Origin of the sequence: Streptomyces sp. NPDC052687 (assembly GCF_040678395.1) — a bacterium.
Classification (GTDB): domain Bacteria; phylum Actinomycetota; class Actinomycetes; order Streptomycetales; family Streptomycetaceae; genus Streptomyces.
This window is the reverse complement of sequence record NZ_JBFATR010000002.1, coordinates 375,822-400,564: the sequence shown is the minus strand read 5'-3', so window position 1 is coordinate 400,564 and position 24,743 is coordinate 375,822. Positions and strand designations below refer to the sequence as shown.

General features: G+C 72.9%; 22 protein-coding genes. 9 read left to right on the top strand and 13 right to left on the bottom strand.

Annotation, left to right across the window (positions count from 1 at the left end; genetic code table 11):
* Window positions 1-56 precede the first annotated feature (56 nt).
* A complete protein-coding gene (gene disA / locus AB0K92_RS04685) occupies window positions 57-1,181 on the top strand; it encodes a DNA integrity scanning diadenylate cyclase DisA (protein WP_166001139.1) in 1,125 nt (374 codons plus the stop codon).
* 66 nt (window positions 1,182-1,247) lie between these two features.
* On the opposite strand, the gene AB0K92_RS04680 is transcribed toward disA, so the two are convergent.
* The gene (locus AB0K92_RS04680) at window positions 1,248-2,126 is read right to left on the bottom strand and encodes a hypothetical protein (protein ID WP_365919350.1); all 879 of its coding nucleotides are present in this window, start codon (window positions 2,124-2,126) and stop codon (window positions 1,248-1,250) included.
* A gap of 328 nt (window positions 2,127-2,454) precedes the next feature.
* Between AB0K92_RS04680 and AB0K92_RS04675 the strand changes: the two genes are divergently transcribed.
* The 5 genes from AB0K92_RS04675 (at window position 2,455) to cseC (ending at window position 7,296) form a co-directional block, all read left to right on the top strand.
* Complete coding sequence (locus AB0K92_RS04675) at window positions 2,455-3,525, top strand: A/G-specific adenine glycosylase (protein WP_365919348.1); 1,071 nt, start codon at window positions 2,455-2,457, stop codon at window positions 3,523-3,525.
* A 252-nt stretch (window positions 3,526-3,777) separates the two neighbouring features.
* Window positions 3,778-4,317 (top strand): SigE family RNA polymerase sigma factor, encoded by a 540-nt coding sequence (locus AB0K92_RS04670; RefSeq protein WP_043502979.1) that lies wholly within the window; start codon window positions 3,778-3,780, stop codon window positions 4,315-4,317.
* A gap of 41 nt (window positions 4,318-4,358) precedes the next feature.
* A complete protein-coding gene (locus tag AB0K92_RS04665; RefSeq protein WP_206313223.1) occupies window positions 4,359-5,003 on the top strand; it encodes a hypothetical protein in 645 nt (214 codons plus the stop codon).
* 22 nt (window positions 5,004-5,025) lie between these two features.
* Window positions 5,026-5,730 carry a two-component system response regulator CseB gene (gene cseB, locus AB0K92_RS04660; protein ID WP_166001132.1) on the top strand — a complete coding sequence of 235 codons (705 nt, stop codon included), beginning with the start codon at window positions 5,026-5,028 and terminating at the stop codon, window positions 5,728-5,730.
* A gap of 18 nt (window positions 5,731-5,748) precedes the next feature.
* The gene (gene cseC, locus AB0K92_RS04655; protein ID WP_365919346.1) at window positions 5,749-7,296 is read left to right on the top strand and encodes a two-component system sensor histidine kinase CseC; all 1,548 of its coding nucleotides are present in this window, start codon (window positions 5,749-5,751) and stop codon (window positions 7,294-7,296) included.
* A gap of 73 nt (window positions 7,297-7,369) precedes the next feature.
* On the opposite strand, the gene AB0K92_RS04650 is transcribed toward cseC, so the two are convergent.
* Window positions 7,370-7,963 carry a M23 family metallopeptidase gene (locus tag AB0K92_RS04650; RefSeq protein ID WP_365919344.1) on the bottom strand — a complete coding sequence of 198 codons (594 nt, stop codon included), beginning with the start codon at window positions 7,961-7,963 and terminating at the stop codon, window positions 7,370-7,372.
* 451 nt (window positions 7,964-8,414) lie between these two features.
* On the opposite strand from AB0K92_RS04650, the gene AB0K92_RS04645 reads away from it, so the two are divergent.
* Entirely contained in the window at window positions 8,415-11,504 is a 3,090-nt protein-coding gene (locus AB0K92_RS04645; RefSeq protein WP_365919342.1) for an NACHT domain-containing protein, read from the top strand.
* A 112-nt stretch (window positions 11,505-11,616) separates the two neighbouring features.
* Window positions 11,617-12,249, top strand: coding sequence for an HAD family acid phosphatase (locus AB0K92_RS04640; RefSeq protein ID WP_365919340.1), 633 nt, complete (start codon window positions 11,617-11,619; stop codon window positions 12,247-12,249).
* Between the two features lie 91 nt (window positions 12,250-12,340).
* Here AB0K92_RS04640 and AB0K92_RS04635 read toward each other — a convergent pair whose 3' ends face one another.
* The gene (locus AB0K92_RS04635; RefSeq protein WP_166001125.1) at window positions 12,341-14,863 is read right to left on the bottom strand and encodes an ATP-dependent Clp protease ATP-binding subunit; all 2,523 of its coding nucleotides are present in this window, start codon (window positions 14,861-14,863) and stop codon (window positions 12,341-12,343) included.
* A gap of 430 nt (window positions 14,864-15,293) precedes the next feature.
* Here AB0K92_RS04635 and AB0K92_RS04630 point away from each other — a divergent pair, with 430 nt between their 5' ends.
* Window positions 15,294-16,121 carry an SCO3374 family protein gene (locus tag AB0K92_RS04630; protein ID WP_365919338.1) on the top strand — a complete coding sequence of 276 codons (828 nt, stop codon included), beginning with the start codon at window positions 15,294-15,296 and terminating at the stop codon, window positions 16,119-16,121.
* Here AB0K92_RS04630 and AB0K92_RS04625 read toward each other — a convergent pair.
* The 10 genes from AB0K92_RS04625 to AB0K92_RS04580 form a co-directional block, all read right to left on the bottom strand.
* Window positions 16,100-16,432: an Lsr2 family protein gene (locus AB0K92_RS04625; protein ID WP_166001120.1), complete on the bottom strand. Its 333-nt coding sequence runs from the start codon at window positions 16,430-16,432 to the stop codon at window positions 16,100-16,102. The genes AB0K92_RS04630 and AB0K92_RS04625 overlap by 22 nt on opposite strands.
* A gap of 222 nt (window positions 16,433-16,654) precedes the next feature.
* Entirely contained in the window at window positions 16,655-17,251 is a 597-nt protein-coding gene (locus AB0K92_RS04620) for an amino-acid N-acetyltransferase (protein WP_365919336.1), read from the bottom strand.
* Between the two features lie 9 nt (window positions 17,252-17,260).
* Window positions 17,261-17,758 (bottom strand): BlaI/MecI/CopY family transcriptional regulator, encoded by a 498-nt coding sequence (locus AB0K92_RS04615; protein WP_365919334.1) that lies wholly within the window; start codon window positions 17,756-17,758, stop codon window positions 17,261-17,263.
* Between the two features lie 124 nt (window positions 17,759-17,882).
* A complete protein-coding gene (locus AB0K92_RS04610; RefSeq protein ID WP_166001116.1) occupies window positions 17,883-18,074 on the bottom strand; it encodes a hypothetical protein in 192 nt (63 codons plus the stop codon).
* Window positions 18,075-18,126: 52 nt separating this feature from the next.
* Window positions 18,127-18,801, bottom strand: coding sequence for a hypothetical protein (locus AB0K92_RS04605; RefSeq protein WP_365919413.1), 675 nt, complete (start codon window positions 18,799-18,801; stop codon window positions 18,127-18,129).
* A 449-nt stretch (window positions 18,802-19,250) separates the two neighbouring features.
* The gene (locus AB0K92_RS04600) at window positions 19,251-20,048 is read right to left on the bottom strand and encodes a type III pantothenate kinase (protein WP_086736398.1); all 798 of its coding nucleotides are present in this window, start codon (window positions 20,046-20,048) and stop codon (window positions 19,251-19,253) included.
* Window positions 20,049-20,057: 9 nt separating this feature from the next.
* Window positions 20,058-21,032 (bottom strand): carboxylating nicotinate-nucleotide diphosphorylase, encoded by a 975-nt coding sequence (gene nadC / locus AB0K92_RS04595; protein WP_365919332.1) that lies wholly within the window; start codon window positions 21,030-21,032, stop codon window positions 20,058-20,060.
* Between the two features lie 5 nt (window positions 21,033-21,037).
* Window positions 21,038-22,768 carry an L-aspartate oxidase gene (locus tag AB0K92_RS04590; protein WP_365919330.1) on the bottom strand — a complete coding sequence of 577 codons (1,731 nt, stop codon included), beginning with the start codon at window positions 22,766-22,768 and terminating at the stop codon, window positions 21,038-21,040.
* Entirely contained in the window at window positions 22,765-23,775 is a 1,011-nt protein-coding gene (gene panC / locus AB0K92_RS04585) for a pantoate--beta-alanine ligase (RefSeq protein WP_365919328.1), read from the bottom strand. The genes AB0K92_RS04590 and panC overlap by 4 nt, the downstream gene beginning before the upstream one ends.
* A complete protein-coding gene (locus AB0K92_RS04580; protein WP_166001104.1) occupies window positions 23,772-24,704 on the bottom strand; it encodes a DUF2520 domain-containing protein in 933 nt (310 codons plus the stop codon). The genes panC and AB0K92_RS04580 overlap by 4 nt, the downstream gene beginning before the upstream one ends.
* Window positions 24,705-24,743: the final 39 nt, after the last annotated feature.

Here is a 24,743-nt window from a genome sequence, read left to right as displayed (position 1 = left end):
TACGAACCGAGTGCGCGTTGCGGGAGCGCCCCAGAACCTGCGACCGGAGGAGTGCAGTGGCAGCCAACGACCGGGCGGCAGCTCCCGGAAAGTCCGGTGGGAGTTCCGGTGCCGATGGCCTGATGCGCGCCTCACTGAGCGCCGTGGCACCCGGCACGGCCCTGCGCGACGGCCTCGAGCGGGTGCTGCGCGGCAACACCGGCGGCCTGATCGTGCTGGGCTCCGACAAGACCGTCGAGGCGATGTGCACGGGCGGCTTCGTGCTGGACGTGGAGTTCACCGCGACCCGGCTGCGCGAGCTGTGCAAGCTGGACGGCGGCATCGTGCTCTCCTCGGACCTGTCGAAGATCCTGCGGGCGGGTGTGCAGTTCGTGCCCGACGCGACGATCCCGACCGAGGAGACCGGCACCCGGCACCGCACCGCGGACCGGGTCAGCAAGCAGGTCGGTTTCCCCGTCGTCTCGGTCTCGCAGTCGATGCGGCTGATCGCGCTCTACGTCGACGGCCAGCGCCGCGTCCTGGAGGACTCGGCGGCGATCCTGTCCCGCGCCAACCAGGCACTCGCCACCCTGGAGCGGTACAAGCTCCGCCTCGACGAGGTGGCGGGCACGCTGTCGGCGCTGGAGATCGAGGACCTGGTGACGGTCCGGGACGTCTCCGCGGTCGCCCAGCGCCTGGAGATGGTGCGCCGCATCGCGACCGAGATCGCCGAGTACGTGGTGGAGCTGGGCACCGACGGCCGTCTGCTGGCGCTCCAGCTGGACGAGTTGATCGCCGGCGTGGAGCCCGAGCGGGAGCTGGTCGTACGGGACTATGTGCCCGAGCCGACCGCCAAGCGCTCGCGCACGGTCGACGAGGCGCTGTCCGAGCTGGACGCGCTCACCCACGCGGAACTGCTGGAACTGACGACGGTGGCCCGCGCGTTGGGGTACACCGGTTCGCCCGAGTCGCTGGACTCGGCGGTGTCGCCGCGCGGCTTCCGGCTGCTGGCCAAGGTGCCGCGGCTGCCCGGCGCCATCATCGACCGGCTGGTGGAGCACTTCGGCGGCCTGCAGAAGCTGCTCGCGGCGAGCGTGGACGACCTGCAGACCGTGGACGGCGTGGGGGAGGCCCGGGCGCGCAGCGTGCGGGAGGGGCTGTCACGGCTGGCGGAGAGCTCGATCCTGGAGCGGTACGTCTGAGCGACGGATCCCACGGACAGCGAGAGGGCCGCACCCCTGCCGGGTGCGGCCCTCCTCCTGTCGGCCTCAGTCCGCGTCGAGCACGAACGACGTCTGCACCTTCGCGAAGCCCGCGGCCTTGGCCTCCAGCAGATAGGTGCCCGCCTTGGCCGAGCCCGCGGGAGGCGTCGCGCACTCGGGAGCGCTCGGCTTGCGGTCCCACTTGACGGTGTACGCGATGCTGCTGCCGGCCGGGACCCGGTAGCGGAGGTGGGCGGCGCCCTTCGGGCAGTCGGCGGAGGACCAGTAGGGGTCGTCGGCGTCGGCCTGAGTGATCGTCAGAACCGCGCCCTTCGGGCCCAGATCGACTTTGCAGTCGCTGCCGGAGGTGTTCCGCGCGGTGACGCGGAACGTGGGCGTCTGGTCCGGCGAGTAGGAGTTGCGGACACTGCGGACGCTCAACGTGACCGCGCCGGGCGTGCAGTCGGGCAGCGAGGTGCCCGCGGGCAGCGCGTCGCCCGCGCCCACGCCGACGGCCCCGGCACCGGAGTCGCCCGGCTTGCCGTCCACGCTTCCGGAGCCACCGGAACCGCCGGAACCACCTGCGCCGCCGGACCCCGTGCCGGTGCCCGACCCGTCGTCCGATCCGTCACCGGACCCGCTGCCGGAACCGTCACCGGAGCCGCCGGAGTCCCCCGGTCCGCCGGAGTCTCCGCTGCCCGACTCGTCGCGCCCGCCCGGCCGTTCGCTGATCGCCGGTCCGGACCCGGACGGTCCGGCGGTGATCGTGGGGAGCGGGTTCTTGCCGTTGGAACCGTCGGCGTTGTCGGATCCGCCGCCGTCGCCCGAGGTGACGACCCAGGTGACCAGCAGCGCCAACAGGACGATCACAGACAGCAGGACGGCCCTCCGTCGCCAGTAGATGGAGGAGGGAAGCGGCCCGACCGGATTGCGCAGAGATCCCACGGCGCAAACTGTACGAGAGATCGGTGCGTTACCTTGCGCCACCCGCCGCTCCAGCCGCAACTTTTCCGGATCATCATTCCGGAACCAGATGTTCCGCACACCTGGGAGAGCCGGGCGCCCGAACCAGCCCTGGAACCGCCCCGCCGAACCGCCGCCGATCCGCCCGCCGATCCGCTCCGGCGATCCGCCCCACCGATCCGCTCCGCCCCTCGGCAACCACCCCCGCGTTCGCGATCGCGCGCCTTGCACCTCTGGCCACGGATTGCCGACCCGACCCGCCCCGCCGTAACCCCGTGCCCCGCCCCGGGCATGGCAGGATCGGAAGGCCATGACTGCGCCCACGAAGCCCCCGCACTGCACGATCCCCGACTCTCCGGACGGCGCCCACGACAGCCTCGCCGACGCCGACGCCCAGTCCGGCGCACCCGGCGCGCCCAGCGCACCCAGCGCACCCGGCGCGCCCAGCGCATCCGGCGCGCCCAGCGCATCCGGCGCGCCCGGCGCCCCCCACGTGCCCGGCGAGGAGCTGCACGCCCCCGTCATCGCCTGGTTCGACGAGCACGCCCGCGATCTGCCCTGGCGGCGCCCCGAGGCCGGGCCGTGGGGCGTGATGGTCAGCGAGTTCATGCTCCAGCAGACGCCGGTCAACCGCGTCCTGCCCGTCTACGAGCAGTGGATGGCGCGCTGGCCGCGCCCCGCCGACCTCGCCCAGGAGCCGCCCGGCGAGGCGGTCCGCGCCTGGGGCCGGCTCGGCTACCCGCGCCGCGCCCTGCGCCTGCACGGCGCCGCGGTCGCGATAGCGGAACGGCACGGCGGCGACGTACCGACCGACCACGCGCAGCTCCTCGCCCTGCCCGGCATCGGCGAGTACACGGCCGCCGCGGTCGCCTCGTTCGCGTACGGCCAGCGGCACGCGGTGCTGGACACCAATGTGCGCCGAGTTCTCGCCCGCGCGGTCACCGGGGTGCGGTACCCGCCGAACGCCACCACCGCCGCCGAGCGCCGGCTGGCCCGCGCGCTGCTGCCCGAGGACGAGCGGACCGCCGCGCGCTGGGCCGCCGCCTCGATGGAGCTGGGCGCGCTGGTGTGCACGGCCAAAAACGAGGCCTGCCACCGCTGTCCGATCGCCGCGCAGTGCGCCTGGCGGCTGGCGGGCAAGCCGGAGCACGACGGCCCGCCGCGCCGCGGCCAGACGTACGCGGGCACCGACCGCCAGGTCCGCGGCAAGCTGCTCGCCGTGCTGCGCGAGGCCCACGGTCCCGTGCCGCAGTCCGCGCTGGACCGGGTGTGGCACGAGCCGGTGCAGCGGGCCCGGGCGCTGGACGGGCTGGTCGCAGACGGGCTCGTCGAGCCGCTGCCGGGCGGTGTGTACCGGCTGCCGCTGGGCCGGCCGTCGTAACGGACGCGGTGCGGCGTGCGCCGCGCCGGCGGGGACGGCGGCGGAGACGCCGATGGGACGAATCGCCGCATCGCCGGACCGAACGGTCCGCCGCTTTACCCCGTTCCTCCTTTCGTTACACAACCGACGGACAGCCGATTGACAGTCGCGGGCTGCTTCGGACAGCCCCGTGACAACGCCTCCGTAGCTTCATTGCCGTACCCGGCACGGACGGGACAGAGCACGGCAACGGGGATTCGGAGGCGGTTGATCATGGCGCAGGGAGAGGTGCTCGAGTTCGAGGAGTACGTCCGCACCCGGCAGGACGCGCTGCTGCGCAGCGCCCGGCGTCTGGTGCCGGACCCGGTCGACGCGCAGGACCTGCTCCAGACGGCGCTGGCGCGGACGTACGGCCGCTGGGACGGCATCGCCGACAAGCGGCTGGCGGACGCCTATCTGCGCCGGGTCATGATCAACACGCGGACCGAGTGGTGGCGGGCGCGGAAGCTGGAGGAGGTGCCGACCGAGCAGCTGCCGGACGCCTCGGTCGACGACTCCACGGAGCAGCACGCGGACCGCGCCCTGCTGATGGACGTCATGAAGGTGCTCGCCCCCAAGCAGCGCAGCGTGGTCGTGCTGCGACACTGGGAGCAGATGTCCACGGAGGAGACGGCCGCGGCCCTCGGCATGTCGGCCGGAACGGTCAAGAGCACGCTGCACCGGGCGCTCGCCCGGCTCCGTGAGGAGCTGGAGGCCCGCGATCTGGACGCACGCGCGCTGGAGCGTGAGGAGCGGGAGCGGTGCGCGGCCTGAGCGGCGCGGGATCGGTGCGCGGCCTGAGCGGCGCGGGATCGGTGCGGACCGACCCTGACGGCCACGGCGTCCGGGCGGCGGGCAGGGCGGTGCTCTTACTCGCCGCCCTCGCCCTGTGCGCGGCCGCCTGCGGCACGGGCGGCACCGGCGCGCGGGACGAGGGGCCGGCGCATGCCGGGTCGGTGGCGGGTGCGGGGGCCGCGCCCTCCGACCAGCCCTCGGCGTCGGTCACACCGAACCGGATGGACGCGGTCCGGCTGGTGCGCAGCGATCCGCGGGTGTCCGCGGCGGTCAAGCGCGAGCTGCGGCCGTGCGTGCCCGGCGACTACCCGGTCGACGTGTCGTACGGCGACCTGACCGGCGGGGCCGTGGACGACCTGGTCGTCAACGTGCTGACGTGCGGGGACGCGGTCGGCGTCGGCTCGTATGTGTATCACCGGGCGGACGGCCGGTACGAGAATGTCTTCGGGGCGGAGGAGTCCCCGGTGTACGCGGAGATCGACCGCGGCGATCTGGTCGTGACCCGGCAGGTGTACGAGAAGGGCGACCCCGTCTCGAACCCCTCCGGCGAGGTGGTGATCACCTACCGCTGGACCGGGAACCGCTTCGCGGAGGACTACCGCATGCACAACGAGTACGGCAACGCCGTCGGGGAGGCGCCCGCCCCGGCGCCCGAGAGCAACTGACCAGAATCGACGGAGCATCCGGATGGCAGACCAGACCCACGTCCTGTTCGTCGAGGACGACGACGTCATCCGCGAGGCCACCCAGCTCGCCCTGGAGCGGGACGGCTTCGCGGTCACGGCCATGCCCGACGGGCTGTCGGGGCTGGAGTCGTTCCGCGCGAACCGTCCGGACATCGCCCTGCTGGACGTGATGGTGCCGGGACTGGACGGGGTGAGCCTGTGCCGCCGGATCCGCGACGAGTCGACCGTGCCGGTGATCATGCTGTCCGCGCGGGCGGACGCCATCGACGTGGTGCTGGGCCTGGAGGCGGGCGCGGACGACTACGTCACCAAGCCGTTCGACGGTGCCGTGCTCGTCGCCCGGATCCGCGCGGTGCTGCGCCGCTTCGGCCACGCGAGCGGCGGTGACCGCGGCGACGACTCCGGTGCCGGGTCGTCCGGCGGGGTGCTGACCTTCGGCGAGCTGGAGATCGACACCGAGGGCATGGAGGTACGCCGGGCCGGGCAGCCGGTGGCGCTGACGCCGACCGAGATGCGGCTGCTGCTGGAGTTCTCCGCGGCGCCGGGCACGGTGCTCTCCCGCGACAAGCTGCTGGAGCGCGTCTGGGACTACGGCTGGGGCGGCGACACCCGGGTCGTGGACGTCCATGTGCAGCGGCTGCGGCAGAAGATCGGCCAGGACCGGATCGAGACGGTCCGCGGCTTCGGCTACAAACTGAAGGCCTGAGCGGGGGCTGCCGACGTCATGCGGGGGATCACACGCCCGACCGCGCGCCCCGCGACGGGCGGCGCGCGCCCGGGCTTCAGGGCGCGTCTCGGCGTCCGGGGGCGCCTGGGCAACCGTGCGCGCCCCGGCGACCGGGGGCGCCCCGGCGGCCGTACGGGCCTGGCCGCACGCCGCGGCCCCGCCCTGCGCGCGCGCCTCGAAGAGCGGTTCGGCGAGCAGCTCGGGTCGGGGCTGCGGACCGGGCTGCGGTGGAAGCTGAGTGCGGCGATCGCGCTGGTCGGCGCGCTGGTCGCGGTCGCGCTGAGTCTCGTGGTGCACAACGCGGCCCGGGTCTCGATGCTGGACAACGCGCGGGACCTGGCGGACGAGCGCATCCAGATCGCCCAGCGCGACCTCGCGGACGTGCAGATCGCCGAGCACACCTTCGACCTGTCCAACCGCGCCAACTTCGCCAACGTCAAGATCGACGACCCGAATCTGCCGGCCGAGCTGCGGGAGAAGGTCGAGGCCGGGCGCCGGGCGACGTACGTGGCCGATCCGCCGGGCGGCTCACCGGACATCTGGGCGGCGGTCCCGGTCGCGGACGGGCATGTGCTGTCCCTGCACACCGGCCTCACCGAGCGCAGCACCGACATCCTCAACGACCTCGACCAGGCCCTGGTCATCGGCTCGATCGCGGTGGTCCTGGCCGGCAGCGCGCTCGGCGTGCTGATCGGCGGGCAGCTGTCGGGCCGGCTGCGCAAGGCGGCGGCCGCGGCGAACCGGGTCGCCAAGGGCGAGCCGGACGTGCGGGTGCGGGAGGCGATCGGCGGGGTGGTGCGCGACGAGACCGACGACCTCGCCCGCGCCGTCGACGCGATGGCCGACGCGCTCCAGCAGCGGCTGGAGGCCGAGCGCCGCGTCACCGCCGACATCGCGCACGAGCTGCGCACCCCGGTGACCGGCCTGCTCACCGCGGCCGAGCTGCTGCCGCCGGGCCGTCCGACCGAGCTGGTGCTGGACCGGGCGAAGGCGATGCGCACCCTGGTGGAGGACGTCCTGGAGGTGGCGCGGCTGGACGGGGCGTCGGAGCGGGCGGAGCTGCAGGACATCATGCTGGGCGAGTTCGTGGCCCGGCGGGTCGCGGCGAAGGACCCGGACATCCGGGTGCACGTGGTGCACGAGTCGGAGGTCACCACCGATCCGCGGCGTCTGGAGCGGGTGCTGTTCAACCTGCTCGCCAACGCCGCCCGGCACGGCCGCCCGCCCGTCGAGGTCACCGTCGAGGGCCGGGTGATCCGGGTCCGCGACCACGGGCCGGGCTTCCCGGAGGACCTGCTCGCCGAGGGCCCGAGCCGCTTCCGCACCGGCAGCAAGGACCGCGCCGGGCACGGCCACGGGCTGGGCCTGACCATCGCCGCGGGTCAGGCGCGGGTGCTGGGCGCCCGGCTGACCTTCCGCAACGTACGGCCGCCGGGGGCCGCGGCCCACATCCCGGCCGAGGGCGCGGTCGCCGTGCTGTGGCTGCCGGAACACGCGCCGACGAACACGGGCAGCCATCCGATGCTGCCGCTGTCGGAGGGGTAGGCCCGTACGCCGGCGACCCCGGGCGCGGCGGGCGCCCGGGGTCGCCGGCGAGGGGTGAACCGGTACGGCAGCGTCAGATCTTCAGGCCCTTGGCGCGCAGGAAGGCGACCGGGTCGATGGCCGTGCCGTAGTTCGGGGAGGTGCGGATCTCGAAGTGCAGGTGCGGGCCGCTGGAGTTGCCGGTGTTGCCGGACCGGGCGATCTGCTGGCCGGTCTTGACGATCTGGCCGATCCGCACGTTGATCGTGGAGAGGTGGGCGTACTGGGAGTACGTGCCGTTGCCGTGCTTGATGACGACGGCGTTGCCGTACGCGGGGCCGTCACCGGCGCCGTTGCCGCCGGCCTTGACGACGGTGCCGCCGTGGGCGGCGACGACCTTGGTGCCGGTCGGCACCGCGAAGTCCTGACCACTGTGGGTGGACTGCCAGCGGGCGCCGTTCTGGGCGAAGCTGGCGGTCTTGGTGTAGCCCTTCACCGGGGCGACCCAGCCGGCGGCCTTCTTGGCCGCGGCGGTGGTGGCGGTGACGGCGGCCGGGGCGGAGGACGGTGCGGCGGCCGCGATCCCGGCCCCCAGAACGGCCGAGGCACCCAGGCCGGCGGCGAGGACGGCCGCACGGGTACGAAGCTGGGCCGTACGGGAAATACGGGACGTGACGCGCGGGGACATTCGGTACCTCGGAAGGTCGGGGACAGAGAGAACCACCCGGTCCGCGGACCGCGGCTCCGGATGGCCATCTCTTGGTAACCCGGCCCTCCACAAAGGCCCAAAACGCTGATCTACGGCTCAAGCTAGTACGTGAGCCGGAAATCCCCTGACTCTTGACAGAGCCCTCATTCGGGACGAACCACAGCAAGACGCCGATTCGAGCCAAGCGGTTCCGGGAAGAAGGTCCCTTTTGCCCGAATCTGCTTTTCCACTATTCCGGCTAGTACCGGACAAAACGCCTGTGCGGCATGTCACCAGCCCGCAAGATCGACCGACCGGAGAATGTGACGGGCGCTACGCTGCTGGTCAGACGGGGTGTCGACGGATTTCGGGGGAGACCGGGGTGGAACCGACCGCCATCGGCGTCAGGCTGGCGTCCGGCGTTGTGACGCCGCTCATACGAAGGCTCTTCGTGACCGAGGGGCCGGGCGCGGGACTGGTCGACCGGCCCGTGCGGATCTCCGGCCATGTGTCCTTCCGCGGCGAGAAGCGGCGGCTCGGCCGGACCGACGTCGGGCGCCTGGCCGCGGAACTGGTCCGGCAGGCCCTCCAGGCCGCCGGGCCCGGGGAGCGCCCCCTGCCCGACGGCGAGGAGGAGGCCGTCGCCCACGCCCTCGCCGACACCCTCCACGCCCTCGGCGACCTCACCATGACCGACGTCCAGGCCGTGGAACTGGGCCCCGAGGCCCTGGCCGCCCGGCTGCGCGCCGCCGCCGGCGACCCGGCCCGCCACCTCTCCCGCGACGCCGGGCTCTTCCTCGACCGGCTGCTCACCACCGCCTGCCTGCACATCCTGCACTTCTTCACCCAGCGGTCCACCTTCGTCGCGCGCACCCTCGTCGAACAGACCCGCCGCCAGCGCGAGCTGCTGACCCGCGTCGACCGGCTGATCGCCCGCACCCCGCCCCCGGGCCCCACCGACCAGGCCTTCGAACAGCGCTATCTCTCCTACGTCGCCACCCGCCACGCCCACCTCACGATCTACGGCATCGACCTGACCGACTCCCCCGACCGCTGGCCCCTGGACGCCGCCTACCTGAGCCTGACCGCCCTGCACCCGGACGACGGCGACGCGCCCTCCGGCGGACCGGACGGCGCCCCCGCCGTCTCCGCCGCCACCGCCCTGCCCGCCGACCGGGCGCTCGACGGACACGACCGGGTGCTGCTGCGCGGAGTCGCCGGCTCCGGCAAGACCACGCTGGTGCAGTGGCTCGCCGTCACCACCGCCCGGGGCGAGCGCGACGAGGCGGGGCCGGGCGCGCCCGGCGGCCGGGTGCCGTTCGTGCTGCCGCTGCGCACCCTGGTCCGCCGCCCCGACGGCCTGCCCGCGCCGGACGCCTTCCTGTCCGCCGTAAGCGTCCCCTTCCACGCCACCCAGCCCGACGGCTGGGCCGACCGGGTGCTCGGCGACGGCCGCGGGCTGCTCCTCGTCGACGGCCTCGACGAGATCCCCGAGCGGGACCGCGAGCGGACCCGCCGCTGGCTGCGCGACCTGCTCGACGTCTATCCCGGCAACCGGTGGCTGGTCACCTCCCGCCCCTCCGCCGTGCGCGCGGACTGGCTCGCCGCCGACGGGTTCACCGAACTCGCGCTCACCCCGATGCGCCGGCAGGACGTCACCGCCTTCATCACCCGCTGGCACACCGCCGCCCGCGCCGACGCCCCCGACCCCGGCCGGCTCGACGCCTACGAGCGCTCCCTCCTCGACGCCGTCCGCACCAAGCCCGACCTCGGCCGGCTCGCCACCAACCCGCTCATGTGCGGCCTGATCTGCGCGCTCCACCGCGACCGGCGCGGCTATCTGCCGCACGGCCGGCAGGAGCTGTACGACGCCGCCCTGTCGATGCTGCTCGCCCGCCGGGACGAGGAACGCGACATGATCACGCCGGGCGACGGCATCCACCTCACCGAGCAGCCCCAGATCCAGCTGCTCCAGCGCCTCGCCTACTGGCTGATCCGCAACCACCAGAGCGAGCTGGACCGCGAACGCGCCGTCCGGATCATCGCCGACGTCCTGCCCGCCCTGCCCGCCGCGGCCGCCCAGGGCGACGCCGAGCGGATCCTCGGCCATCTGCTGCTGCGCAGCGGCCTGCTGCGCGAACCGGCCGCCGGGACCGTGGAGTTCGTGCACCGCACCTTCCAGGACTACCTGGGCGCGCGGGCCGCCGTGGAGGACGGGGACTTCGGGCTGCTGGTGCGGGGCGCCGCGGACGAGCAGTGGGCGGACGTGATCCGCATGGCCGTCGCCCACGCCCGGCCCCGCGAACGCGCCGACCTGCTGCGCGGCCTGACCGCGGCCGCCGACCGCCTGGAGGGCGCCGCGAGCACCCGCGTACGCCTGCTGGCGCTGGCCTGCCTGGAGCACGCCACCGAACTCGACCCCCGGGTCCGCGAAGAGGTCGAGCGGCGGGCCGCCGCGGTGATCCCGCCCCGCACCGTCCGGGAGGCCCGCGCCCTCGCCGAGGCCGGGCCGCTCGCCCTGGAACTGCTGCCGGGGCCGGAGGGGCTGAGCGACGAGGAGGCGCGGGCGGTCGTCGTCACCGCGTCGCTGATCGGCACGGAGGCGGCGCTCCCGGTGCTGGCCCGGTTCCGGGCGCACCCCTCACTGGAGGTACGGGCCCAGCTGACCTGGACCTGGCACCGGTTCCCGGAGCGGCCGTACGGGGAGGAGGTCATCGCGCACCTGCGGGAGACGGGACTGTTCTTCGCCGCCCACACCGCCGGCCAGCTCGGCTTCCTGCGGGAACTGGGCGGGCGCCGGAAGATCCAGCTGACCGGGGACCTCCCGGCGGACGCGATCGCGGCGGGCCTCGTGCCCGAGCGCGTCAGGAAGCTGATCATCCGCGACAACGACGCGCTGCGGGACCTGGGCTGCCTCGCGGGCCTGCGGCGGCTGACCCACCTGGACCTGAGCCGAGCCCCTCACGTGGACGACCTCACGCCGCTCGCCGCGCTGCCGCTGACCTGGCTGTCGCTGGACCTGCTGCCGGGGCTGGAGCGGCCGGACGCGCTGCACCCCCTCGCCGCCTGCCGTCCCACGCTCGACCAGCTCGACGTGGGCGTGCGCCTGGAGGCCGCGAGCCTCGACGAGGCCGTGCCCGTCGACCTTCCGCTGCGCTATCTGCGGCTCACCAAGACGGCGACGCGTCACACCGGACTGCGCGGCCTGCACCGCTTCCACCGGCTCAGGCAGCTCAGCCTCGCCCGGCTGGACACCCCGCTCACCGCGCGGGACCACGAGGAGATCGCCCGGCTGCCCGAGCTGACCGAGCTGCGGATCAACTGGCGGGCGGTGGGCTGGGAAGGGCCGCCGTTGCCCCGGATCACCAGCCTGCGGCTGAACGACGTCCAGGGCACGGAGGACCTGACGCGGATTCCCGAGCTGTTCCCCGGGCTGCGCCGGGTGACGGTCGTCCCCGCGTCCAGCGCTCGGATTCCGGACGGCCTCCTGGCCGCGCTGCCCGTCCGGCCCGCCGTCCGGAGGATTCGCAGCGTCGTCTGACGCACGCCTCTAGCCACCTACCGTTCAGTAACCCTACGGTTCTGCTCGCGTCACCCTCACCAACGAACATGCACACGACACGTGCTACCCGACGTGAGAGGAACCCCCCACCATGACGAGACCCGGGATGCGCCGCACGGCCACCCTCACCGTCACCGCGGCCGCCCTCGTGGCCCTCGCCGCCCCCGCCGAGGCCACGACCACCACCACCGCCCGCACCGGTACGGCCGCCACCGCGACCGCCGCCGCCGCGGTCGACTACGCCACCTGGCAGCGGGACTGCCAGGCCGTGATGGACCAGGCGCTGCCCTACCTCGAGCAGCGGATCGCCCAGCACAAGCCGGGCGAGAAGCAGGCGATCGTCTTCGACATCGACAACACGACCCTGGAGACCGACTTCGGCTTCAGCTACCCCCAGCCGGCCAACAAGCCGGTCCTGGAGGTCGCCGAGTACGCCCAGGAACACGGCGTCGCGCTCTTCTTCGTCACCGCCCGCCCCGGCATCATCCACGCGCCCACCGAGTACAACCTGGAGAAGGTCGGGTACGAGGTCTCCGGGCTGTACGTCCGCGGCTTCCTCGACCTCTTCAAGAACGTCGCCGACTACAAGACGGCCCAGCGCGTCGACATCGAGTCGAAGGGCTACACGATCATCGCCAACATCGGCAACAACACCACCGACCTGTCGGGCGGCCACGCAGAGAAGACGTACAAGCTGCCGGACTACGGCGGGCAGCTGTCGTAGCTCGCGTCCCGGGCACGCGAAAGGGCCGGTGCCCGTCCGGGCACCGGCCCTTTCCTCTGCCGTGAGGCTCAGCCGTGGGGCTGAGACCTGCTTACTCCTTGCTCAGGTTCGGACCGGCGCCGCCGGCCGCCTGCTCGATCGGCGGGACGTCCGGCAGAGCCGACTTCTCCTCACCGCGGAAGGTGAAGGTCTGCGACTCGCCCTCGCCCTCGGTGTCCACGACCACGATGTGACCGGGGCGCAGCTCGCCGAAGAGGATCTTCTCCGACAGCGAGTCCTCGATCTCGCGCTGGATGGTCCGGCGCAGCGGCCGGGCGCCCAGCACGGGGTCGTAACCCTTCCTGGACAGCAGCTCCTTGGCGGACTGGGAGAGCTCGATGCCCATGTCCCGGTCCTTCAGGCGCTCGTCCACCTTGCCGATCATCAGGTCGACGATCCGAAGGATGTCGTTCTGCGTCAGCTGCGGGAAGACGACCACGTCGTCGACGCGGTTGAGGAACTCGGGCCGGAAGTGCTGCTTCAGCTCGTCCGACACCTTGTTCTTCATGCGCTCGTAGTTGGTCTTCGTGTCGCCCTGGGCGGCGAAGCCCAGGTTGAAGCCCTTGGAGATGTCCCGGGTGCCGAGGTTGGTCGTCATGATGATGACCGTGTTCTTGAAGTCCACGACCCGGCCCTGGGAGTCGGTCAGGCGACCGTCCTCCAGGATCTGCAGCAGCGAGTTGAAGATGTCCGGGTGGGCCTTCTCGACCTCGTCGAAGAGGACGACGGAGAACGGCTTGCGGCGGACCTTCTCGGTCAGCTGGCCGCCCTCTTCGTAGCCCACGTAGCCGGGGGGCGAACCGAAGAGACGCGACACCGTGTGCTTCTCGCTGAACTCCGACATGTCGAGGGAGATCAGCGCGTCCTCGTCACCGAACAGGAACTCGGCGAGCGCCTTGGACAGCTCGGTCTTACCGACACCGGACGGGCCGGCGAAGATGAACGAGCCACCGGGACGCTTCGGGTCCTTCAGACCGGCACGCGTACGGCGGATCGCCTTCGACAGCGCCTTGACGGCGTCGTCCTGGCCGATGACCCGCTTGTGGAGCTCGTCCTCCATGCGCAGCAGGCGGGACGACTCCTCCTCGGTGAGCTTGAAGACCGGGATGCCCGTGGCGGTGGCCAGCACCTCGGCGATCAGCTCGCCGTCGACCTCGGCGACGACGTCCATGTCGCCGGCCTTCCACTCCTTCTCCCGCTTGGCCTTGGCGGCCAGGAGCTGCTTCTCCTTGTCGCGCAGGGAGGCGGCCTTCTCGAAGTCCTGCGAGTCGATCGCGGACTCCTTGTCGCGGCGGACACCGGCGATCTTCTCGTCGAACTCGCGCAGGTCCGGCGGCGCGGTCATCCGGCGGATGCGCATCCGGGAACCGGCCTCGTCGATCAGGTCGATCGCCTTGTCCGGCAGGAAGCGGTCCGAGATGTACCGGTCGGCCAGGGTGGCGGCCTGGACCAGCGCCTCGTCGGTGATCGAGACGCGGTGGTGCGCCTCGTACCGGTCGCGCAGGCCCTTGAGGATCTCGATCGTGTGCGGCAGGGACGGCTCCGCGACCTGGATCGGCTGGAAGCGGCGCTCCAGGGCCGCGTCCTTCTCCAGGTGCTTGCGGTACTCGTCCAGCGTGGTCGCACCGATGGTCTGCAGCTCACCGCGGGCCAGCATCGGCTTCAGGATCGAAGCGGCGTCGATGGCGCCCTCGGCGGCACCCGCACCGACCAGCGTGTGCAGCTCGTCGATGAACAGGATGATGTCGCCGCGGGTGCGGATCTCCTTGAGCACCTTCTTCAGGCGCTCCTCGAAGTCACCGCGGTAGCGGGAGCCGGCGACCAGCGCGCCGAGGTCCAGGGTGTAGAGGTGCTTGTCCTTGAGGGTCTCGGGCACCTCGCCCTTGACGATGGCCTGGGCGAGGCCCTCGACGACGGCGGTCTTGCCGACGCCGGGCTCACCGATCAGGACCGGGTTGTTCTTCGTACGGCGGGACAGCACCTGCATGACCCGCTCGATCTCCTTCTCGCGCCCGATGACCGGGTCGAGCTTGGACTCACGAGCGGCCTGGGTGAGGTTCCGGCCGAACTGGTCGAGGACCAGGGACGTCGAGGGAGTGCCCTCCGCAGGGCCGCCGGCGGTGGCGGTCTCCTTGCCCTGGTAACCGGAGAGCAGCTGGATCACCTGCTGCCGCACGCGGTTCAGATCAGCGCCCAGCTTGACCAGGACCTGGGCGGCGACGCCCTCGCCCTCACGGATCAGGCCGAGCAGGATGTGCTCCGTGCCGATGTAGTTGTGGCCCAGCTGAAGGGCCTCGCGGAGCGACAGCTCCAGGACCTTCTTGGCACGGGGGGTGAAGGGGATGTGCCCGGACGGGGCCTGCTGGCCCTGGCCGATGATCTCCTCCACCTGCTGGCGGACCGCCTCGAGCGAAATCCCGAGGCTCTCAAGGGCCTTGGCGGCGACACCCTCACCCTCGTGGATCAGGCCCAGGAGGATGTGCTCGGTGCCGATGTAGTTGTGGTTGAGCATCCGGGCTTCTTCCTGAGCCAGGACGACAACCCGCCGCGCGCGGTCGGTGAACCTCTCGAACATCGTTAATCGCTCCTCAGAGCGGTCAGGCAGTAAGGGGAACTTCCCCTCCCTGTCCTTCCGCAGCTTAGTCCCGCGAGCGGGGACCGCTCATTCCAACTGCCGACACCGTCCTTGGCCTCCTGACCCCGAACGCCGACATCTGCTCCAACCCGATGGTGCGAGACGATGTTCCCGCAGGCCAGGCAGATACCCTCACCATCAGTACGCCGATGGCGAACGTGAGACGCCCTCGCCTGCGTGTCGCCCCCTCCCACTAGGGATGTCTTACCCGCCGGCACTGACAGTCCATGCCGCGCGCACCGTTTCCCTCCGCTACGGGCGAACAACCTTGCGCCTCCCCGCACCCCCGCACGCCCCCTGTTTCGCCACTCTTCGCACCTGTCGGGCCACCCAGCGTAACCCGGAGGGTCTTTCGGCGGTTGCACTTGGCATGGTTGGCGCCGCCCCGCAGTCGATGCCCCCATCCGGCTCTCCGGACCCTTCCGGCCCTTCCGGCCCTTCCGGCACTTCCCCGACTGTCCCGTTCCCGCGCCGGCCGCTCGACGCGAGCGCCCCGGTTCGGGACGGGCGGGAATGGCGGGACTTGCGGGACTGGTACGAGAACGGGCTGGGCTGGCCCACGGTGCCCGGAGCCGGGGCGCACCCGAGTGCGCCGGTGTGGCTGGTGGTCGGGGCGCGCTTCGACGTCCTGGACGTCCCGGCGGCCGCGGGCGTTCACGCCCTGCGGCACCTGGCGCCCTGCTCCCCCGTCGCCGTGGAGGGCGACCGGATGCGGCTGCTTGTGGCCCCCGGCAGCGCCGAGGAGCTGCCGGGGCTGCTCGACTGGCTGGAGTGGGGCTCGCTGGACCTGGACCTGGCGGCCCTCGGCGAGGGCGCGGTCATGGCGGCTCCGGAGCCGGTGCGGGGAGCGGGGGCGCGGTGCCCCGCGCGGGGGGCGGCGGATGAACCGCCGGTCACCTCACCGTGGGCGGAGGGAGAACCGCCGGTTCCCGCGGGCGCGGGTGCGGGGCGCGAGCCGGGGCCGTACGGCGGGCGGGGGCAGGGCTCCTCCCACCCCGGCCCGCGTGTGCAGGGGGCCGCCGTGTGGGTGCGGCCCCCCTGGCCGGGGTGCGAGGCCGGCGCCTCGCTGCCGACGCTGTCGGCCCTGGGGGGCGGTGGTGACGCCCCCGATCTCGTCCGCGTCGTGGACACGGTGGCGACGCACTGCCACCGGATCCGGCTGCGGCGCGGCAGTGCTCAGCCGTTGGCCTTCTCGTAGGCCTCGCGAATGGACGCCGGAACACGGCCGCGGTCGTTGACCTCGTAACCGTTCTCCTTGGCCCAGGCGCGGATCGCGGCGGTGTCCTGGCTGCCGGTCGAGGCCGACCGCGCCTTTCCGCGTCCGCTGGAGCGACCTCCGGTACGACGACCGCTCTTCACATAGGGCTCGAGAAGGCTGCGAAGCTTGTCCGCATTGGCGGTCGTGAGATCGATCTCGTACGTCTTACCGTCCAGCGCGAACGTCACCGTCTCGTCAGCCTCGCCGCCGTCGAGGTCGTCGACAAGAAGGACCTGAACCTTCTGTGCCACCGGATTTCCTTTCATCGATAACGTGAGGACCTGGGGTCCGCGGCGTCCGCCGTTTCGCCGCCCCCTGTTATATGCAGTACTGCAGTACGTCGGAAAGCAAACCGCTTTTGCCGGAAAAACACAAACCCCTGGGAGAGGCCCGCAGCCCGGCCGCACCCCGGAAACGTGCGCGTTTCGGACATAGGGAACCCCGGCGGGGTCGCCGGGGCGGAATAGCGACGATCACAGATGCAGAAGCATCCGGCTGTTGCCCAAGGTGTTCGGTTTCACTCGTTCGAGACCCAGGAACTCCGCGACGCCCTCGTCATAGGAACGCAGCAGCTCCGCGTAGACATCGGTGTCGACGGGCGTCTCGCCGATCTCCACGAAGCCGTGCCGGCCGAAGAACTCGACTTCGAAGGTGAGGCAGAATACCCGGCGAACGCCGAGCCAGCGGGCGGTCTGAAGCAACTTCTCCAGCAACTGGTGGCCGACGCCGGCGCCCTTCAGGCCGGGCTTCACGGCGAGAGTGCGCACTTCGGCGAGGTCTTCCCACATCACGTGCAGTGCGCCACAGCCGACGACCTCGGCGTTGTCGTCCCGTTCCGCGACCCAGAACTCCTGGATGTCCTCGTAAAGCGTCACCATCGCTTTGTCGAGCAGGATGCCGTGCCGGACGTACGCGTCAAGGAGTCGGCGGACGGCGGGGACATCGCTGGTCCGGGCCCGGCGGACGGTGATGGCTTTAGCGGTGACTTCGGGGTTCTCCCGGAGGTTCCCGGCGGGGTTCTCGGTGCCGTTCTCGGTGCCGTTCTCGGCGGAGGGCCTCTCTGCTGACATGTGCGGACGCTATCGTCCGTCGCGCTCCGACGCCGAGGCGGGGTTCTCGGCCGGGGGTTCCGGGGCCGCTTGCCGTTCCGGCGCGCGTTCCCGTTCCGGCGCGGGTTCCGGTTCCGGTGCGCGTTCCGGTTCCGGTTCCGCTGTTTCCGGGCCCTGGACGATGCGTACGGCGTCGCGGAGGGCCATGCGCTGTTCGTCGCTCATCATGCCGAAGAAGGCGACGAGCGCGGCGGCGGGGTTGTCGCTCTGCGACCAGGCGTCGTTCATCAGGGCCGCCGCGTAGGCGGCGCGCGTGGAGACCGCCTCATATCGATAGGCGCGGCCTTCCGCCTCGCGGCGGACCCAGCCCTTCTGATGGAGATTGTCCAAAACGGTCATCACCGTGGTGTAGGCGATGGTCCGTTCCCGCTGGAGGTCTTCCAGGACTTCTCGAACGGTCACCGGGCGGTTCCACTTCCACACCCGCGTCATGACCGCGTCTTCGAGTTCTCCCAATGGGCGAGGCACAGCTTGAACAATAGTAGGAGATCCGGGTTATGGCGTGCCGGACGGGCCCTTTAACTGCAAACGGGAGCAAAAAGGACGCCCGAGGCGGCGCGGGCGTGGGGGTGGGGTGGCCGGGTGCGGGTGGTCAGGCGTCCGTGGGGCCGGACGTGGCCGGGGAGGACGGGCGGGCGTTCTCCGCGCGCGCGAGGGCGGCGTCCACGGCCGCGTCCTCCTTGGCCTTGTTGGCCCCGCCCTGGGACTTCACGATCACCCGGATCACGCTGATGAAGAAGACGGCCATGACGACCGGCGGCAGGAGCGCGGAGACGTAGTCCATGGCTCCAGGGTAGTCGCGCGTGCGGGGCGCCCGGGGCGGGGGGCGGTCGGTGTCAGCCGACGGCGAGCTGCTGCGGCGGGTTCGCCGGGCTCTCGGGGTCCGCCGGGGGCTGTGGCGGCTTGCGGCGGGGGAAGACCTCGCCGGGGGTGGGGATCGGGCGGCGGGCCGGCTGCCCGGGCGCGCCGGGGGCCGGTGAGGCCGGCTTCCGCGCCGGTTTCCGCTCGGGTTCGCGGGCGGGGCGGTCGGCGGCCGCCTCGTCGGCGCAGCGGCCGCCCGGGAGGGCGAGGAGGCGGGTGCGGGACGCCGGGAGGAGGGGGTTCGGGCGGGTCTGCCCCGAGGTGTCGGCGGTGGCGGTGCGGCGGGCCAGGCGGGCGCGTACGTCCTGCTCGGCGAGGGTCTGGCAGCGGCCGAGGAGGGCGGCGGCGACGGGGTTGCCGCGCAAGGCGCGCAGGGCGGCGAGGTCGTCGGGGGCGGGGCGGTGGCCGGCGCCGAGGGCTTCCTCCAGGAGGGTGAGGTAGCCGGCCGCGGTGCCGGGGAGGGCGGCGCGGTAGCGGGCCAGGTCGGCCACGAGGAAGGCCCGCAGGCGGGCGCCTTCGCGCATCGCCTCGTCGAGCGAGTCGGCGAGGCGGAGGCAGTCCTGGACGTCCTCGGGGGAGGCCTGGCCGGGGTGGAGGGCGAGGGCGAGGGCGCGGCGGAGCACACGCAGCTCCTCCACACCGAACGCCATGCCGCCGCGGGATCCGTAGGGCGTGGGCATGACGGCGACGATACGCGCTAATCAGACAAACTTCGCACGGCTGCTTCGGTGTGGCGTGGGAGCCACCCGTATGCGGGGGCGCGGGTGTGTGTGGGGTGGCTGCGGGTGTCTGTCCGGGGGTGCCTGCGGGTGTCTGTCCGGGGGTGCCTGCGGGTGTCTGTCCGGGGCTGTCTGCGGCGGCCTGCGCGGGTGGGTGGGGGTGCCGTCTGGGGTGCGTTGTGGGGGGCGGGGCGTTGTGGGGGGGGGCGGGCCGCGCCGGGGGTGTCCGTCCTCGGTCCGGGCGGGGCTGTGCCTGGTGAGGTGCGCGGTGTCGGACGCCCGGACGCTGCGGGCGGGCCCCCCGGCACATCCCCTTCCCGCCGTCGGCGGCCGGCCTTCGTGGTGGCCGCCGACGGTCGGCCGGCCCGTCGTGGGCGCGACTACATGCGGGAGACGTTGCGCTCGTAGACCATCCTCAGGCCGATCAAGGTGAGCCAGGGTTCGTGCTCGTCGATGACCGAGGACTCGCCGAGGACCATGGGGGCGAGGCCGCCCGTGGCGATGACGGTGACGTCGTCGGGGTCGTCGGCGAGTTCGCGGGCCATGCGGTTGACGACGCCGTCGACCTGGCCCGCGAAGCCGTAGACGATGCCCGCCTGCATGGCCTCGACGGTGTTCTTGCCGATGACGCTGCGGGGGCGGGCGACCTCGATCTTGCGGAGCTGGGCGCCCTTGACGCCCAGGGCCTCGACGGAGATCTCGATGCCGGGGGCGATGACGCCGCCGACGTACTCCCCGCGCGCGGAGACCGCGTCGAAGGTCGTGGCCGTGCCGAAGTCCACGACGATCGCGGGGCCGCCGTAGAGCTCGACGGCGGCGACCGCGTTGATGATGCGGTCGGCGCCGACCTCCTTGGGGTTGTCGGTGAGGATCGGGACGCCCGTCTTCACGCCCGGCTCGACGAGGACGGCGGGGACGTCGCCGTAGTAGCGGCGGGTGACCTCGCGCAGTTCGTGCAGGACGGAGGGGACCGTGGCGCAGATGGCGATGCCGTCGATGCCGTCGCCCAGTTCGTCGCCGAGCAGGGGGTGCATGCCCATCAGGCCCTGGAGGAGCACCGCCATCTCGTCGGCGGTGCGGCGGGCGTCGGTGGAGATGCGCCAGTGTTCGACGATGTCCTCACCGTCGAACAGACCGAGGACGGTGTGCGTGTTGCCTACGTCGATCGTCAGCAGCATCCCCGTCTCCTACTCCGCCGCTCGCAGGTCCAGGCCGATGTCGAGGATCGGCGAGGAGTGGGTGAGGGCGCCCACGGCGAGGTAGTCGACGCCCGTGTCCGCGTAGGCCCTGGCGTTGTCCAGGGTGAGGCGGCCGGAGGCCTCCAGGGCGGCGCGGCCGTGGACGATGGCCACCGCCTCCTCGCACTCGCCGGGGGTGAAGTTGTCCAGCAGGATCAGGTCGGCGCCCGCGTCGACGACCTCGCGCAGCTGGTGCAGGGTGTCGACCTCGACCTCGATGGGGAGGTCGGGGAAGCGTTCGCGGACGGCCTCGAAGGCCTGGGCGACGCCGCCCGCGGCCAGCACGTGGTTGTCCTTGACGAGGGCCGCGTCGGAGAGCGACATGCGGTGGTTGACGCCGCCGCCGCAGCGGACCGCGTACTTCTCCAGGGAGCGGAGGCCGGGGGTGGTTTTGCGGGTGTCACGCACGCGTGCCTTCGTACCCTCCAGGACGTCCGCCCACGCGCGCGTGGCGGTGGCGATGCCGGAGAGGCGGCACAGGAGGTTGAGGGCGCTGCGCTCGGCGGTGAGCAGGTCGCGGGTGCGGCTGGTGACGGAGAGCAGCCTCTGGCCCGCCTCCACGCGGTCGCCGTCCGCCGCGAGGCGTTCCACCTCGAACTCGTCCTCGCAGACGATCGAGATCACGGCCTCGGCGATGTGGAGGCCGGCGACCACGCCCGCCTCGCGGGCGACGAAGTCGGCGGTGGCGACGGCGTCCTCGGGGATGGTGGCGACCGTCGTCACGTCGACGCCGCCCGCCAGGTCCTCCTGGACGGCCACGTTGGCGATGTCCTCGACCTCGACGGGGTCGAGGCCGGCCTCGGCGAGGAGTTCGGCGAGCGCCGGGTCGAGGCCGCACTCGAGGTATTCCTCGGTGTCCGCGCCGCAGGCGCAGCCGTCGCCGCAGCCGCCGTCGTCGGCGAGGGGAAGGTCGGGGGTGCTCACTGGTCTCACTGCTCCTGGGGACGGTGCGCCGACGGGTTCGGCCGGGTCGGGGGGAAGTCTGCGGTGTCGGTGGTGTGCACGGCGAGACTGCGGTCGGGGTTGAGCCGTACGACGATGTGGCGGCGCCACGCGGTGTCGTCGCGGTCGGCGTGGTCCTCGCGCCAGTGGCAGCCGCGGGTCTCCTCGCGCAGCAGGGCGGCGGCGACCAGGACGCGGGCCACACACAGGAGGTTGGTGGCCTCCCAGGTGTCGACGCCGGGCTCGGCGGTCTTGCCGTTCTCGGTGAGGGCGTCGCGGGCCTCGGTGTGCAGCCGCTGGAGGCGGTCGGCGGCCTTGGCGAGAGAGGCGGCGGAGCGCAGGACGCCCGCGCCCTCGGTCATGATCCGCTGGATGGTGAAGCGGGCCTCGGCGGGCTGCAGGGGGTGGGCGGGGACCTCGGGGTACGGGACCGGTTCGGGCACGCGCGCGTGGAGGCCGCTTTCCGCGTGGGCCGCGGCGATGTCGGCGGCGATGCGCTCGGCGTAGACCAGGCCCTCCAGGAGGCTGTTGGAGGCGAGGCGGTTGGCGCCGTGGACGCCGGTGCAGGCGACCTCGCCGCACGCGTACAGGCCGGGGACGGTCGTCCGGCCGTGGGAGTCGGTGCGGACGCCGCCGGAGGCGTAGTGGGCGGCCGGGGCGACCGGGATGGGCTCGTGGACCGGGTCGATGCCGTGGGCGCGGCAGGCGGCGAGGATCGTCGGGAAGCGCTGCTCCCACATCTCGGCGCCGAAGTGGCGGGCGTCGAGGAACATGTGCTCGGCGTCCTGCTCCTGCATACGGCGCATGATGCCCTTGGCGACGATGTCGCGCGGGGCGAGTTCGCCGAGTTCGTGCTGCCCGGCCATGAAGCGCACCCCGTCGGCGTCGACGAGGTGGGCGCCCTCGCCGCGGACCGCCTCGGAGACCAGGGGTTGCTGGCCCTCCGCCTCGGGGCCGAGGAACAGCACGGTCGGGTGGAACTGGACGAACTCCAGGTCGCTGACCTCGGCGCCCGCGCGCAGGGCGAGGGCGACGCCGTCGCCGGTGGAGACCGAGGGGTTGGTGGTGGCGGAGAAGACCTGGCCCATGCCGCCGGTGGCGAGGACCACCGCGGGGGCGTGGACGGCGCCGACGCCGTCGTGCTGGCCCTCCCCCATGACGTGCAGGGTCACGCCCGCGGTACGGCCGTCCGCGTCCGTGAGGAGGTCCAGGACGAGGGCGTTCTCGACGGTGCGCACGCCGCGCGCGCGGACGGCCTCCACGAGGGCGCGGGAGATCTCCGCGCCGGTCGCGTCGCCGCCCGCGTGGGCGATACGGCGGCGGTGGTGGCCGCCCTCGCGGGTGAGCGCGAGGCCGCCTTCCGCGGACTCGTCGAACTGGGCGCCGGTCCGGATGAGCCGGCGTACGGCGTCGGGGCCCTCGGTGACGAGGATCCGCACCGCCTGCTCGTCGCACAGGCCCGCGCCCGCGACCAGGGTGTCGTCCAGGTGCTGTTCGGGGCTGTCGCCCTCGCCGAGGGCGGCGGCGATGCCGCCCTGGGCCCAGCGGGTGGAGCCGTCGTCGAGGCGGGCCTTGGTGACGACGACGGTGTCCAGGCCGGCGGCCTCGCAGCGCAGGGCCGCGGTCAGGCCGGCCACGCCGGAGCCGACGACGACCACGTCCGCGTCGATGTGCCAGCCGGGGGCGGGCGCGTGCAGTCGTATGCCTGTGCTGGTCACGAGGCGGCTCCGAAGGTGAGGGTGATGTTGTCGATCAGCCGGGTCGTGCCGACCTTGGCCGCGACGGCGAGGACGGCCTCGCCGGTGTAGTCGTCGGGGACCTCCGAGAAGTCGGACGGGTCGACCAGGGCCAGGTAGTCGAGGACGAGCGGCGGGTCGAGGCGGGCGGCCTCGTCGAGGACCAGCCGGGCCGCCGCGCGGACCTCGGCGGGCCCGCCGGGGGCGGCCTCGGCGACGGCGTGCGCGTCGGCGGCCGCGCGGGACTCCCCTATCGCGCTCAGCGCCTCGGCACGCGCGCGCGTGGAGTGCACTTCCCGGGCTCGGGCGCGCAGCGCCTCCAGGGCCGCGTGGCGGTCCTGCGCGGCGAACAGCGCGCGGGACAGCGCGAGGGCGGTGCGGCGCTCCTGAGGGGAGAGGTAGCGGTTGCGGCTGGACAGGGCCAGGCCGTCCTCCTCGCGGACGGTCGGCACGCCGACGATCTCGACGGGGAAGTTCAGGTCCCGCACCATGCGGCGGATCAGGGCGAGCTGCTGGGCGTCCTTCTGGCCGAAGAAGGCGACGTCGGGGCGGGTGAGGTGGAGCAGTTTGGCGACGACGGTGAGCATGCCGTCGAAGTGGCCGGGGCGGGAGGCGCCCTCCAGGCGTTCGCCCATGGCACCCGCGCGGAGGGTGATCTCGGGCCTGCCGTCCGGGTACATCTCCTCGACGGACGGCGCGAAGACGATGTCCGCGCCCGCCTGCTCGGCGGTCTTCAGGTCGGCTTCCAGGGTGCGCGGATAGCGGTCCAGGTCCTCGCCCGCGCCGAACTGGAGCGGGTTCACGAAGACGGTGACCACCACGTAGCCCTTGCGGCCGACGTGCTCGCGCGCGGTGCGGATCAGGGTGGCGTGGCCTTCGTGCAGCGCGCCCATGGTCATCACGACGGCGGTGCGGCCGGGCACCGAGAAGTGGTCCAGGACGTAGCCGAGGTCGTCCAGGGTGGGGACGAGTTCGAAGTCGCGGCTCATCGGTCTCCCCCGTTCTCGGGCAGCGCCGCCCCGTCGGCGAGCACCCCCAGCAGGTCTTCGGCCAGTTCCGGCTTCAGCAGGCCGGAGGCGAGCGCCCGGTCGGCGGTCGCGCGGGCCATCGCCAGATAGCCGGCGACGGTCTGCGGGGCGTGGGCGCGCAGTTCGGCGATGTGCGCGGCGACGGTGCCCGCGTCCCCGCGCGCGACGGGGCCGGTCAGGGCGGCGTCGCCGGAGCGCAGGGCGTTGTCGAGGGCGGCGCCGAGCAGCGGGCCGAGCATCCGGTCGGGGGCGCCGACGCCCGCCGCGCGCAGCAGGTCCAGGGACTGGGCGACCAGGGTGACCAGGTGGTTCGCGCCGAGCGCGAGGGCCGCGTGGTAGAGCGGCCGGTGTTCCTCGGCGATCCACTCGGGCTCGCCGCCCATCTCGATGACGAGGGCCTCCGCGGCCAGCCGCAGTTCCTCGGGGGCGGTGACACCGAACGAGCAACCGGCCAGGCGCTGGACGTCCACGGGGGTGCCGGTGAAGGTCATCGCCGGGTGGAGGGCCAGCGGGAGGGCGCCCGCGCGCAGGGCGGGGTCGAGGACCTTCGCGCCGTAGCGTCCGGAGGTGTGGACGAGCAGCTGGCCGGGGCGGACAGCGCCGGTCTCGGCGAGGCCGGACACGAGGCCGGGGAGGGTGTCGTCGGGGACGGTGAGCAGCACCAGGTCGGCGCGGCGCAGCACCTCGGCGGGCGGGACCACCGGCACGTCGGGCAGCAGCTGCGCGGCGCGCCGCCGGGAGGCGTCGGAGACCGCGGAGACGGCCACCGGGCGGTGCCCTGCGAGCTGGAGGGACGCGGCGAGTGCGGGGCCCACGCGGCCGGCGCCGACGACGCCGACGGTGAGCCGCGCGGGGCGGTCCCGGGGATCTGGCTGTTGGCTTGTACTCACGCGACGGCGGCCTTCCCGTTCCAGTCCGCTCTGGGTACC